The organism is Streptomyces sp. NPDC018964, assembly GCF_044390325.1.
Taxonomy (GTDB): Bacteria; Actinomycetota; Actinomycetes; order Streptomycetales; family Streptomycetaceae; genus Streptomyces.
Genome location: NZ_JBIRYZ010000028.1, coordinates 44,032 through 56,737, shown reverse-complemented (window position 1 = coordinate 56,737; position 12,706 = coordinate 44,032). Strand labels below are relative to the sequence as shown.

General features: G+C 70.2%; 11 protein-coding genes and 1 riboswitch. Of the genes, 7 read left to right on the top strand and 4 right to left on the bottom strand.

Features of this window, described 5'->3' with window-relative positions:
• Positions 1 to 12 precede the first annotated feature (12 nt).
• Positions 13 to 600, top strand: coding sequence for a type VII secretion system-associated protein (locus tag ACH5AO_RS32325; protein WP_398930913.1), 588 nt, complete (start codon positions 13 to 15; stop codon positions 598 to 600).
• 519 nt (positions 601 to 1,119) lie between these two features.
• Here the strand turns inward: ACH5AO_RS32325 and ACH5AO_RS32320 are convergent.
• The 4 genes from ACH5AO_RS32320 to gcvT form a co-directional block, all read right to left on the bottom strand.
• Positions 1,120 to 2,487, bottom strand: a complete 1,368-nt coding sequence (locus ACH5AO_RS32320) for an L-serine ammonia-lyase (RefSeq protein ID WP_398930911.1) — start codon at positions 2,485 to 2,487, stop codon at positions 1,120 to 1,122.
• Between the two features lie 161 nt (positions 2,488 to 2,648).
• A complete protein-coding gene (gene glyA, locus ACH5AO_RS32315) occupies positions 2,649 to 3,908 on the bottom strand; it encodes a serine hydroxymethyltransferase (RefSeq protein WP_398930909.1) in 1,260 nt (419 codons plus the stop codon).
• A 15-nt stretch (positions 3,909 to 3,923) separates the two neighbouring features.
• Positions 3,924 to 4,301, bottom strand: coding sequence for a glycine cleavage system protein GcvH (gcvH, locus tag ACH5AO_RS32310; protein WP_398930907.1), 378 nt, complete (start codon positions 4,299 to 4,301; stop codon positions 3,924 to 3,926).
• Between the two features lie 115 nt (positions 4,302 to 4,416).
• On the bottom strand, positions 4,417 to 5,535 hold the full coding sequence (gene gcvT, locus ACH5AO_RS32305; RefSeq protein WP_398930905.1) for a glycine cleavage system aminomethyltransferase GcvT: 1,119 nt from the start codon (positions 5,533 to 5,535) through the stop codon (positions 4,417 to 4,419).
• A gap of 170 nt (positions 5,536 to 5,705) precedes the next feature.
• Positions 5,706 to 5,806: riboswitch (glycine riboswitch) on the bottom strand.
• Positions 5,807 to 6,029: 223 nt separating this feature from the next.
• Here gcvT and ACH5AO_RS32300 point away from each other — a divergent pair.
• The 6 genes from ACH5AO_RS32300 (at position 6,030) to ACH5AO_RS32275 (ending at position 12,706) form a co-directional block, all read left to right on the top strand.
• Complete coding sequence (locus ACH5AO_RS32300; protein WP_398930903.1) at positions 6,030 to 6,698, top strand: AAA family ATPase; 669 nt, start codon at positions 6,030 to 6,032, stop codon at positions 6,696 to 6,698.
• A gap of 53 nt (positions 6,699 to 6,751) precedes the next feature.
• Positions 6,752 to 7,531, top strand: a complete 780-nt coding sequence (locus tag ACH5AO_RS32295) for an enhanced serine sensitivity protein SseB (protein ID WP_398930901.1) — start codon at positions 6,752 to 6,754, stop codon at positions 7,529 to 7,531.
• Between the two features lie 236 nt (positions 7,532 to 7,767).
• Positions 7,768 to 8,517, top strand: coding sequence for an enhanced serine sensitivity protein SseB C-terminal domain-containing protein (locus tag ACH5AO_RS32290; RefSeq protein WP_398930966.1), 750 nt, complete (start codon positions 7,768 to 7,770; stop codon positions 8,515 to 8,517).
• Positions 8,518 to 8,959: 442 nt separating this feature from the next.
• Positions 8,960 to 10,633: an ABC transporter substrate-binding protein gene (locus tag ACH5AO_RS32285; protein WP_398930899.1), complete on the top strand. Its 1,674-nt coding sequence runs from the start codon at positions 8,960 to 8,962 to the stop codon at positions 10,631 to 10,633.
• A 107-nt stretch (positions 10,634 to 10,740) separates the two neighbouring features.
• Positions 10,741 to 11,745 carry an ABC transporter permease gene (locus ACH5AO_RS32280; RefSeq protein WP_398930897.1) on the top strand — a complete coding sequence of 335 codons (1,005 nt, stop codon included), beginning with the start codon at positions 10,741 to 10,743 and terminating at the stop codon, positions 11,743 to 11,745.
• 1 nt (position 11,746) lies between these two features.
• Complete coding sequence (locus ACH5AO_RS32275) at positions 11,747 to 12,706, top strand: ABC transporter permease (protein ID WP_398930895.1); 960 nt, start codon at positions 11,747 to 11,749, stop codon at positions 12,704 to 12,706.

Genomic DNA, 12,706 nt, shown 5'->3' with positions numbered 1-12,706 from the left:
AGCGGGACAGCGATGATGCCCACACCCCCCGACGACATCGTCGAGGCCGCACGGCTCGCGCCGGACCACTGGATCAGCATGATCGACCCCGGCTGGGACGGCGAGGGCGTGCCGCCCGACCGGGTCGTGGTCGGACGCTGGCGCACGGGAGCGACCGGTGAGATCGAGGAGTGGGAGGACAACGAGGCGTACCGCCCCTCCCCGGAAGCGCTCGGCTGGCCCGAGCCCACCGACGACGTCGACGCGGCCCTCCAGCTCGCGGTCACCGGTCACGGACCGGTCGAGGACGCCCTGCGCGCCCTGGCGACCGCCGAGGTGGCGGTGCTGACCCTGCCGGACGGCACACCGGTGACCGCCTCCGTCGGGGACGGCGGACTCGTCGTCCCGGTCTTCACCGCCGCACCCCATCTCCACGCGGCAGGCGGCTTCGCCTTCGAACGCGTCACCGTCCCGGCCCTCCTGGACCGCCTCCCACCCGGCCACGCCCTCTACGTCAACCCGGCCGGCCCGGCGGGCACGGTGCTGGAGCCCGACCAACTCGCGGAGACGGCCACGGACGGAACACGACCGGACGACACACCCGACCCCCTGACACCATAGGGTGCCGGCCCACAGAGCTCCGGGACTCAACACTCACCGCATCCCCGGTCGGCTTCCTCCTGCGCGTCGAACACGGGCCGAAACCCACCACCGCGCGTGTATGAGGGCCTCGGACCCTGCCCAAAGGCCGCTGTCGCTTCCCTGCGCTTGGAGGCATGACGTCCGGGTGAGCGCAGCGCATGGTGCCGGCCGACGAACGCTGAGGTGGTCTCCAGGGAGCGAACGCCCCCTCACTCTGCCGAAAAGGGTGAACATCCGGCGGGCAAATGTGACTCGTGCACTCAAATGAGCGGAGTATGAACACTGAAGGGCGGAATGCTCCCGCTTTTCGAAAAGACACATGCCTTCCGGCGGTGTGGTGAGGGGTCACGCGCTCGACGCCGTGACCGCACGCCAGGGCGTGACGCGGAGCGTGCGGGGGCAGGACCGTGTGGTGCGAGCTGCCCGACGGTTCCGGCAGTCACCTCTGACCGGACGGGCACCTCTCGTCACGGGAAGCGCCGACCGGGGTCCGTTCCCTCAGCACTCGATGATGTTCACCGCGAGCCCGCCCCGCGCCGTCTCCTTGTACTTGACCGACATGTCCGCGCCGGTCTCCTTCATCGTCTTGATGACCTTGTCCAGGGACACCTTGTGCGAGCCGTCGCCGCGCATCGCCATCCGGGCCGCCGTGACCGCCTTCACCGCGGCCATGCCGTTGCGCTCGATGCACGGGATCTGCACCAGACCCCCGACGGGGTCGCAGGTCAGGCCGAGGTTGTGCTCCATGCCGATCTCGGCGGCGTTCTCCACCTGCTCGGGGGAGCCGCCCAGCACCTCCGCCAGCGCGCCCGCCGCCATCGAGCAGGCGGAGCCGACCTCGCCCTGGCAGCCGACCTCGGCGCCGGAGATCGAGGCGTTCTCCTTGAAGAGCATGCCGATCGCGCCGGCCGCCAGCAGGAAGCGGACCACGCCCTCCGCGTCGGCGCCGGGCACGAAGTTCATGTAGTAGTGCAGGACGGCGGGGATGATCCCGGCCGCGCCGTTCGTCGGGGCGGTGACGACCCGGCCGCCGGCCGCGTTCTCCTCGTTCACGGCCATGGCGTACAGGGTGATCCACTCCATGGCGAGGGCCTGCGGGTCGCCCTCGGAGCGCAGCTTGCGCGCGGTGTTCGCGGCGCGGCGGCGCACCTTCAGGCCACCCGGCAGGATGCCCTCGCGGGACATGCCCCGGTCCACGCACGCCCGCATCACCCGCCAGATCTCCAGCAGGCCCGCGCGGATCTCCTCCTCGCTCCGCCAGGCGCGCTCGTTCTCCAGCATCAGGGCGGAGATCGACAGGCCGGTCTCCTTGGTGAGGCGCAGCAGCTCGTCACCGGTACGGAAGGGGTACTTCAGGACCGTGTCGTCCAGCACGATGCGGTCCGCGCCGACCGCGTCCTCGTCCACGACGAAACCGCCGCCGACCGAGTAGTACGTCTTGGTCAGCAGCTCCGTACCGGAGGCGTCGTACGCCCACAGGGTCATGCCGTTGGCGTGGTACGGGAGCGCCTTGCGGCGGTGCAGCACCATGTCGTCGTCGAAGGAGAACGCGATCTCGTGCTCGCCGAGCAGCCGGATCCGGCCACCGTCCTTGATCTTCTCCACCCGCTCGTCGGCCGACTCCACGTCCACCGTGCGCGGCGAATCGCCCTCCAGGCCCAGCAGCACCGCCTTGGGCGTGCCGTGGCCGTGCCCGGTGGCGCCCAGGGAGCCGTACAGCTCCGCCCGGACCGAGGCGACGGAGTCCAGCAGGCCCTCGTTGCGCAGCCGCCGGGCGAACATCCGGGCCGCCCGCATCGGGCCGACCGTGTGCGAGCTGGACGGGCCGATGCCGATCGAGAAGAGATCGAAGACCGAGATGGCCACGGGAGGACTCCTAAGGGTTCGGCGGACGACGCTGTCCACCGGAAAGGGTGGTTCAGAAAAAGGGGGATCGTCGGTGCGGCGGTACATGGTGCGGGGCACCGCGCCCACCGACCCAGTGTGCGCGATGCCCCTGATGTTCGTACGTAGGAAAGCGTACGAAATTACTTCAGACCGGGGTACAGCGGGTGCTTCGCGGCGAGTGCCGTCACCCGGGCCCGGAGCGCCTCCGCGTCGAAGGACGGCTTCAGCGCCTCGGCGATCACGTCCGCGACCTCGGCGAAGTCCTCGGCCGTGAAGCCGCGGGTGGCCAGGGCGGGCGTACCGATGCGCAGGCCCGAGGTGACCATCGGCGGGCGAGGGTCGTTCGGGATCGCGTTGCGGTTGACGGTGATACCGACCTCGTGGAGGCGGTCCTCGGCCTGCTGGCCGTCCAGCTCGGAGTTCCGCAGGTCGACCAAGACCAGGTGCACGTCCGTGCCGCCGGACAGCACGTCCACGCCCACGGCCTTCACATCGTCCTTGACCAGGCGCTCGGCCAGGATGCGGGCGCCCTCCAGGGTACGGCGCTGGCGCTCCTTGAAGTCCTCGGAGGCGCACACCTTGAAGGCGACCGCCTTGGCGGCGATCACGTGCTCCAGCGGGCCGCCCTGCTGACCGGGGAAGACCGCGGAGTTGATCTTCTTGGCCAGTTCGGCCGTGGAGAGGATCACACCGCCGCGCGGGCCGCCGAGGGTCTTGTGCGTGGTGGTCGTCACGACGTGGGCGTGCGGCACCGGGTTCGGGTGCAGGCCCGCGGCGACCAGACCGGCGAAGTGCGCCATGTCGACCATGAGGTACGCGCCGACCTCGTCCGCGATCCGGCGGAACGCGGCGAAGTCCAGCTGACGCGGGTACGCCGACCAGCCGGCGACGATCAGCTTCGGCTTCTTCTCCTTGGCGAGGCGCTCGACCTCGGCCATGTCGACCTGGCCGTCGTCGCCGACGTGGTAGGCGACCACGTCGTAGAGCTTGCCGGAGAAGTTGATCTTCATGCCGTGGGTCAGGTGCCCGCCGTGCGCGAGGTTCAGGCCCATGATCGTGTCGCCGGGCTTGAGCAGCGCGAACATCGCGGCGGCGTTGGCCTGCGCGCCCGAGTGCGGCTGCACGTTGGCGTGCTCGGCGCCGAAGAGCTCCTTGACCCGGTCGATGGCGATCTGCTCGATCACGTCGACGTGCTCGCAGCCGCCGTAGTAGCGGCGGCCGGGGTAGCCCTCGGCGTACTTGTTGGTGAGGACCGAGCCCTGGGCCTCCATGACCGCGACCGGGGCGAAGTTCTCCGAGGCGATCATCTCGAGGGTGGACTGCTGGCGGTGCAGCTCGGCGTCGACCGCGGCGGCCACGGCGGGGTCGAGCTCGTGCAGGGGCGTGTTCAGAACGGACATGCGGCTACGGACTCCTCAGCCGGCGATCTCGGCGTCGTACTCGGCGGCGGAGAGCAGGTCGGCCGGCTCGTCGGTGACCCGCACCTTGAACAGCCAGCCGCCCTCGAAGGGGGCGGAGTTCACCAGCGACGGGTCGTTCACCACGTCCTCGTTGACCTCGGTGACCTCACCGGTGACCGGGGAGTACAGGTCGCTGACCGACTTGGTCGACTCCAGCTCGCCGCAGGTCTCGCCCGCGGTCACGCTGTCACCGACCTCGGGGAGCTGGACGAAGACCACGTCTCCGAGCGCGTTGGCCGCGTGCTCCGTGATACCGACCGTCGACACGCCGTCCTCGGCGGCCGACAGCCACTCGTGCTCCTTGCTGTAACGCAGCTGCGTGGGGTTGCTCATGACCTGGATTCTCCTGTACGGGGGGACTGCGGATGACTGGGGGGATTGCGTGCGGCGCGTCGGTGAGCAGGCACGACGTGCTCACCGGCGCGCGTGGGAGCCGTCTGTGACGGTGTCACTTCCGCCGCTTGTAGAACGGCAGCGCCACGACCTGGTACGGCTCGTGGCTGCCGCGGATGTCCACGCCGACGCCCTCGGTGCCGGGCGCCGCGTGGGCGGCGTCGACGTACGCCATCGCGATCGGCTTGCCCAGCGTGGGGGAGGGGGCGCCGGAGGTGACCTCGCCGATCACCTCGCCGCCGGCCACGACCGCGTACCCGGCGCGCGGGACCCGGCGGCCCTCGGCGACCAGGCCGACCAGGACGCGGGGCGGCTCGGAGGCGGCGCGCCCGGCGGCCTCGGCGAGCGCCGCACGGCCCACGAAGTCGCCCTCCTTCTCGAACTTCACCACCCGGCCGAGACCGGCGTCGAAGGGCGTGAGGCCGGTGGTCAGCTCGTGCCCGTACAGCGGCATGCCGGCCTCCAGGCGGAGCGTGTCCCGGCAGGACAGCCCGCAGGGGACCAGGCCCGCGCCCTCGCCCGCCTTGGTCAGCGCCTGCCACAGCTCGACCGCGTGCTCGGGCTTCACGAACAGCTCGAAGCCGTCCTCGCCGGTGTAGCCGGTACGGGCGATGAGCGCGGGCACACCGGCGACCGTGCCGGGCAGACCGGCGTAGTACTTCAGGCCGTCCAGGTCGGCGTCGGTGAGCGAGGCGAGGATGCCGGGGGACTCGGGGCCCTGCACGGCCAGCAGCGCGTACGCGTCGCGGTCGTCGCGGACGTCGGCGTCGAAGCCGGCCGAGCGCTCGACGAGCGCGTCGAGCACGGTCTGCGCGTTGGAGGCGTTGGCGACCACCATGTACTCGGTGTCGTCCAGCCGGTAGACGATCAGGTCGTCCAGGATGCCGCCGTCCTCGCGGCAGATCATGGTGTAGCGGGCGCGGCCGGGCTTCACGCCGCCGATGTCGCCGACCAGCGCGAAGTCCAGCAGCGCGGCGGCCCCCGGCCCGGTGACGGTGATCTCGCCCATGTGCGAGAGGTCGAAGAGGCCGGCCCCGGTGCGGACGGCGTTGTGCTCGTCGCGCTCGGAGCCGTAGCGCAGCGGCATGTCCCAGCCGGCGAAGTCGGTCATCGTCGCACCGAGCGAGCGGTGCAGGGCGTCGAGCGCGGTCCGGCGGGGTTCGGTACTGCTCATCGGTCGGTCTCCCAAAGCATGACGGGCGGCGAGGGCGTTTCCTCCCCATCTGTCATCGGAACCTGAGAGGTTCGCCATGACCGCCCCGCGGGGGTGTCCTGGCTTGCACCTTGGGTGGAGCCGCCGGAGCACTGCTGCATGCCCTTCGGCGGCCCGCTTTTCAGATGTGCCTCGCCCGCGCGGTAACGGGGCCTGAGAGATTCAAGGGAGGGACTTGCTCCTTCGGCGCCCCGGCGGCAAACGGTGCCGGGGACTCTCCCGCGCGGATTCAAACGGCCGGTATGCAGTTGGCGCGCACATCATTGCACGCATCGCGGGGCCGCGGCAGGGGGACCCTTCACAGGGGGTGCACCGGGTGTACGGGCGCCGTCACAGGGGGCTGTGACACGCCTGTTTCGAGAAACGGACGGAAACGACAGACATCCGGCATTACCTTCTCTTTACACTCGGCGGGGATCGGTACTCGTACCCGGCCCCAGGGGAGGACGATCACGGTGAACAGGACCACGGCGTGCGCCACCACCACGGGCGTCACGCTGCCCCAGCAGCCGGCCGCCCGGGCCCGGGGGGCCCGCGGCGCGCTGCCGGCGCCCGTCGTCCGCGATCTGCGCGCGCGGGCCGGCCGCAGCCCGCGCGCACTGCTCTTCGGACCCCGGGACCTCGTCGTGGTCACCGGGCTGCCCGGCAGCGGCAAGTCCACGCTGATGCGGCGCACGGTGCGCGGCACCCGTGTCGACTCCCAGGACACCCGGGACCGCTGGGACCGCCGCATGCCGCGCCTGCTGCCGTACGCGGTGTACCGCCCGCTGGTCCGCCTCGCCCACTACGCCGGGCTGCGCCGCGTGCTGCGCACCGGCGGGCCGGTCGTCGTGCACGACTGCGGTACGCAGGCCTGGGTGCGCCGCTGGCTGGCCCGCGAGGCCCGCCGCCGGGGCGCGAGCCTGCACCTGCTGCTGCTCGACGTCACCCCGCAGCAGGCCCTGGCCGGCCAGCGCGAACGCGGGCGCGGCGTCTCGCGCTACGCGTTCCTGCGGCACCGCGCGGCGAGCGAGCGGCTGCTGCGCGCGGTGGAGCGGGGCGCCCTGCCGGCGGGCTGCGGTTCGGCCGTCCTGATCGACCGGGACGCGGCGGACACGCTGCACCGGGTCGGCTTCACGGGCTGACCGGATAGCCTTTCCAGCCACAGCAGTGGCTTCAGGCAGCAGGCGGTAGGCAGATGGACTTCCCGGCGGACTTCCCGGCACAGGCGCACCCCCATCCGCACGGCGGATGGCCCGGCAACGAGCTGGAGGAGGTGCTCTCCGCCTCCCTGGGCGTCCCCTCGGCGGGCGGCAGGATCGTCGAGGTGCTGGGCCGCAGCTTCGTCTGGGTCCCGCTGCCGAACGGCGGCGGCCCGGACAGCGGCCCGCTGGACCTGCCCACGCTGGAGATCGACGGCCAGGCCTACGTCCCCGTCTTCAGCTCCGAGGAGCAGTTCCGCCAGGTCGTCGGCTCCCACCTGTCGTACACGGTCGCGCCCGCCGTGGAGTTCGCCCGCGGCCTGCCGCCGCAGGCCGGGATCGCGGTGAACCCCGGCGGCGTGGTCGGCATCCCGCTGCCGCCGCCGGCCGTCGCCGAACTGTGCCGGGCCGGACGCACCCTGCTGGACGGCCCGGCGGCCGGCGGCCGGGTCCGGCTGTTCGAGCCCGACTGGCAGGACGACCCGCTGGACTTCCTCGCCGCCGCCTCGGCGGAGTTCGACGCCCTCGGCGTGGTGACCACCGCCCGCCGCTGCCTCGCCGCGATCGAGACGGCCGACCCGGTCCTCTTCATCGGCGTGGAGCTCTCCCAGTGGGAGGGCGACGCCCGCACCCTCCCCCTGAACGCCCTGGGCCGGGCCCTCGGCCGCACCCCCGCCCCCTGGCCGGTCAACCTCATCGTCCTGGACATCGCCCAGGACCCGGTCGGCGACTGGCTCCGCACCAAGGTCAGCCCCTTCTACCAGCGCCAGCAGTAACCCCCCTGGGCGTGGGACCGTACCGACGTGCGGCTCCGCCGCGCGGGCGCGACCGACCACGACGCACCCGCACCCGCCGGACAACGCGCGGCCCCGAGCTCTTCCGCGAGCTCGCCGCAACGCAGCCAGGCAGCCCGCCGCACGGCGTCGGCTTAAGCTAGGTCCATCCGCTGGCGAGGTACGGAGGGGCGATACAAGTGAGCGCTGGCACCGCGGCGACCGGACAGGTCGAGCACATGCTGCGCCAGGTGACGCCCGGGCGTTACGACGCGTACGAGGCGTTGCTGCGCGCCCTCGCGACCCCCGCCTCCGGCCAGGTCTGGATGCTGCTCTGGCACGGCCAGGCCGGCTCCCCCGACGCCCAGTACGCGAACATGGAGGTCGACGGCTTCGGCTACGCGCCCTGCGTCACCTCCGCCCAGGAACTGTCCGCCAGCGGCTGGAACCGGTCGTACGAGGTGGTCGACGGCCTCGAGGTGGCCCGCGCGCTCTACCCCGGCCACTACGGGCTCTGGCTCAATCCGCACGCCCCCGGCGGCGGCGTCGGCATCCCCTGGCTGGACCTGCGCCGGATCGCCGGCGGCCTGGACCACCGGCCCGCCGGACCGCTGCGGCTGTCCGAACCGGCCATCGAGATCCCTCAGTTCTACGCCCTCCTCGCGCAGAACGCCCACCGCACCCCGGCCGTCCGCTCCCTGCGCCGCGCCTGGGTGCAGCCCGCGCTGGGCGCCCCGTACCTCGCCATCGGCCTGGACGTGTACGACGCCTCCCCGCCCGCCGTGGACGCCGTACGCGCGATGATGCAGCAGTCCATCGGCGCGGTCCCGGACGGACTGCCCGTGTCGACCGTCGCGATGTCCGACGAGTACGACCCGGTCGCGATGTGGCTGCGCGTCAACTCCCGCCCGTTCTACGACCGCGAGGCCCACGGCGTCGCGCCGTCCCCCGCCGCGGCCTACGGCTACCCGCCCGCGCACCGGGGCTGACCGACCACACACCGGCGCTACCCGCCCGCGCACCGGGGCTGACCGGCCCGGACGTCGGCATGGTGACGGAGCGTGACTGTCCACCAGGTGGACAGGGGGCGCCGACCGGAATCGATGCTTCCGCACGGCCTGCCGCGCGTCGTCGATTTCGCGACACATTTTCAGTCATGTGCACTCAGCAACAGCCCGTTGACCCCCTGTCACCTGCGGTTTCACTCGTTCTCCATGTCACCCGGCGCTACCTGGGCGACTGCCGGAACGGTACTTACATGTCCGGCGGGTTAAATCTTGGCGGGGGGACGCCTGAACCGTCCCTTATGTCAACTGTTCAGATCTCAGGTAGGTATCACCGTTATCCGGACTGTTCCTGACCGACTGTGAACGTCTGTAGTGTTCGGCCGGTCAAGATGCATCCACATAGCGGACCCGGAGTGGCCCTAGTATGCGCATATTCAAGTCCCGAGCCGCTCGGGCGATCACGGCCGCGGTGGCGGTCGGTCTGATCGCCACGGGCTGCTCCAGCGAACGGGACGCTGACAACGGAAGCGGCGGCGGTGACAAGGACACGTTCGTGTTCGCCGGCGCAGGTGACCCCGGTTCCCTGGACCCTGCCCTCGCGAGCGACGGTGAAACCTTCCGTGTGACGCGTCAGGCGTTCGAGGCTCTGCTCGAGCACGAGTCCGGCGGGACCAAGCTGGTCGGCGGCCTCGCCGAGACCTGGTCGAGCAACGACGAGGGCACGGTCTGGACCTTCAACCTCCGCAAGGGCGTGAAGTTCCACGACGGTGAGGCGTTCAACGCCGCGGCGGTCTGTGCCAACTACGACCACTGGTTCAACTGGAAGGGCACCTACCAGTCCAGCGCGGTCTCGTACTACTGGCAGACCATCATGGGCGGCTTCGCGAAGAACGAGGACAAGGAGACGCCCGAGGCGAACTACAAGTCCTGCACCGCGAAGGACGAGAACACCGCCGTCATCGAGGTCAAGAAGCCCTCCGCCAACCTCCCCGGCGGCTTCTCCCTCCAGGCCCTGGCGATCCACTCGCCGAAGGCCCTCAAGGAGTACGAGAAGGAAGAGGCGACCGCCAAGGGCGACGCCATCACGTACCCCAAGTACAGCCAGGAGGCCGGCACGGTCGCCGGTACCGGCCCGTACAAGATCACGAAGTGGAACAAGGGCAACAAGGAAGTCACCCTTGAGCGCTTCGACGACTACTGGGGCGAGAAGGCGAAGATCAAGAACCTGGTCTTCCGCACCATCGACACCGAAGAGGGCCGCCGCCAGGCGCTCCAGGCCGGTGACATCGACGGCTACGACCTCGTCGCCCCGGCCGACGTCAAGACCCTCGAGGACCAGGGCTACGTCGTCCCGACCCGTGGCGTCTTCAACCTCTTCTACGTGGGCATGAGCCAGGGGGCCAACAAGGCCCTCAAGAAGAAGGAAGTCCGCCAGGCGATCGCGCAGGCGATCGACAAGGAGAACCTGGTCAAGACCCAGCTGCCCGAGGGCGGCAAGGTCGCCGACCAGTTCGTGCCGGACACCATCGCGGGCTACTCCAAGAACGTCAAGAAGTACCCGTACGACACCGCGGCGGCCAAGAACCTCCTCAAGAAGGCCGGTGAGGAGAAGCTCAAGGTCGAGTTCTGCTACCCGACCGAGGTCACCCGCCCGTACATGCCTGCCCCGCAGGACCTGTTCGAGCTGATGAAGGCCGACCTGGAGAAGGCCGGCATCACCGTCACGCCGAAGGCCATGAAGTGGGCCCCGGACTACCTGGACGCCACCGAGGCGGGCTCCTGCGACCTGCACATGCTCGGCTGGACCGGTGACTTCAACGACGGCTTCAACTTCATCGGCACCTGGTTCGCCGAGTACGACAAGCAGTGGGGCTTCAAGGACAAGAAGGTCTTCGACGCCGTGACCGCCGGCTCGAAGCTGGGCAAGGCCGAGGAGCGCACCGCCGCGTACGAGAAGGCCAACGAGGTCATCATGGACTACCTCCCCGGTGTCCCGATCTCGTCCTCCCCGCCGGCCATCGCCTTCGCCAAGAACGTGAACCCGCCGAACGTCTCCCCGCTGACGCAGGAAGTCTTCGCCGAGACGTCCTTCAAGTAGGCGAGCAGCGGTAGGAAACCGAAACGGGGGGTCCGCCCGGTCGTCGCAACTCGGCGGCCGGGCGGGTCCATTCATGTAAGACATCACGTAAGAAAGGGGCATGCGGGGTGCTGCGTCTCGTCGTACGAAGACTGCTCCAGCTCATACCCACGCTGCTCGGCCTGTCGGTTCTGCTCTTCCTGTGGCTCGACCGTCTGCCCGGTGGACCCGCCTCAGCGATCCTGGGGGAGAAGGCCACCGAGGCCGAAGTGGCGCGCATCAACCGCGCGCTCGGGCTGGATCAGCCCGTCTACGTCCAGTACTGGCGTTTCCTGAAGCGCATCGCCGAACTCGACCTGGGCACCTCCACCCAGACCGGACAGCCGGTGTGGGACGAGTTCGTCCTGCGCTTCCCCGCGACCGTGGAGCTGTCCCTCCTCGCGATCCTCATCGCCGTGGCCGTCGGCGTCCCGCTCGGTTACTTCGCGGCCCGCAACCGCGGCGGCTGGCTCGACGTCACGTCCGTCTCCGGCTCGCTCGTCGGCATCTGCATCCCGGTCTTCTTCCTGGCTCTGCTGCTGAAGCAGGTCTTCGCCGTCAACCTCGGCATCTTCCCCGCCTTCGGGCGCCAGGACACCGGCATCAACGCCACCGACGTGACCGGCTTCGCCGTCCTGGACGGCATCCTCACCGGGGAGTTCGACGCCTCCTGGGACGCGATCATGCACTTGGTCCTGCCCTCGATCGCCCTGGCGTCCATCCCGCTCGCCGTCATCGTGCGCATGACCCGCGCCAGCGTCCTCGAGGTGCAGGACGAGGACTACGTCCGCACCGCCGAGGCCAAGGGTCTCAAGCGGAGCGTCATCCGGAGCCGGCACGTGCTGCGCAACGCGATGCTCCCCGTGGTGACCGCGGTCGGCCTGCTCACCGGCTCCCTGCTGTCCGGCGCGGTCCTGACCGAGTCCGTGTTCTCCTTCGGCGGCATCGGCTCCTTCATCCGGACCGCGATCGACGGCCGCGACTACCCCGTGCTCGTCGGGTTCATCATGTTCATCGCGCTGATATACGTCCTGATCAACTTGCTGGTGGACCTGGCGTACAGCCTCATCGACCCGAGAGTGCGGGTGCACTGACATGAGTGTCGCCACCAAGACCGACAAGATCCAGCGCCTCGCGGAACTGGCCGCCACCAAGGAGACCAGCACCGGAGCCAGCCTCTGGCGGGAGGCCTTCCGCCGCCTCAAGCGCAGCAAGATGGCGATCATCGGTGCGATCGTCATCGCCCTGTTCGTCGTCCTCGCGATCGTCGGGCCCTACATCGCCCCGTACTCCCCGACCGCCCAGACCTGGCGCAACGAGGTCTTCCCCAACCGGGGCGAGTTCGTCGGCGCACGCGGCGAGAACTGGTTCGGACTCGACCACCTCGGCCGGGACATGTTCTCCCGCATGCTGGTCGGCGCCCGCCAGACCCTGCTCGTCGGCGTCGTCGCCACGCTGATCGGCCTGGTCATCGGCTTCGTGATCGGCGGCCTCGCCGGCGCCTTCGCCACCCTCGGCGGTGACACCGGCAAGCGGATCGACTCCGTCATCATGCGCTTCATCGACATGATGCTGGCGCTGCCCTCGCTGCTGCTCGCCGTGTCCATCGCCGCCGTCATGGGGCAGTCGCTGACCACGGTGATGATCGCCGTGGGTGTGGTCCAGATCCCGGTGTTCGCCCGGCTGCTGCGCGGCTCCATGCTCGCCCAGGGCAACGCGGAGTACGTGCTCGCCGCCCAGTCCCTCGGTGTGCGCAAGCGGCGCATCGTCCTCTCGCAGATCATCCCCAACTCGCTCAGCCCGGTGATCGTGCAGGCCACGCTCTCCCTGGCCACCGCGATCATCGAGGCGGCCGCCCTGTCCTACCTGGGCCTCGGCAACCCCGACCCGGCCATCCCCGAGTGGGGCGTCATGCTCACCCAGGCGCAGCGGTTCTTCGACAACGCGCCGATGATGGCGGTCTACCCCGCCGTCGGCATCATCATCACCGCCCTCGGCTTCACCCTCCTCGGCGAGGCCATGCGGGAAGCCCTCGACCCGAAGCTGAGGGGCTGA

Coding starts and splice junctions, on each gene's coding strand:
- ACH5AO_RS32275 (WP_398930895.1), top strand. CDS start 11,747: ATGAGTGTCGCCACCAAGACCGACAAGATCCAGCGCCTCGCGGAACTG.
- glyA (WP_398930909.1), bottom strand. CDS start 3,908: ATGTCCGTTCTGAACACGCCCCTGCACGAGCTCGACCCCGCCGTGGCC.
- ACH5AO_RS32285 (WP_398930899.1), top strand. CDS start 8,960: ATGCGCATATTCAAGTCCCGAGCCGCTCGGGCGATCACGGCCGCGGTG.
- gcvH (WP_398930907.1), bottom strand. CDS start 4,301: ATGAGCAACCCCACGCAGCTGCGTTACAGCAAGGAGCACGAGTGGCTG.
- ACH5AO_RS32325 (WP_398930913.1), top strand. CDS start 13: ATGATGCCCACACCCCCCGACGACATCGTCGAGGCCGCACGGCTCGCG.
- ACH5AO_RS32290 (WP_398930966.1), top strand. CDS start 7,768: ATGCTGCGCCAGGTGACGCCCGGGCGTTACGACGCGTACGAGGCGTTG.
- gcvT (WP_398930905.1), bottom strand. CDS start 5,535: ATGAGCAGTACCGAACCCCGCCGGACCGCGCTCGACGCCCTGCACCGC.
- ACH5AO_RS32295 (WP_398930901.1), top strand. CDS start 6,752: ATGGACTTCCCGGCGGACTTCCCGGCACAGGCGCACCCCCATCCGCAC.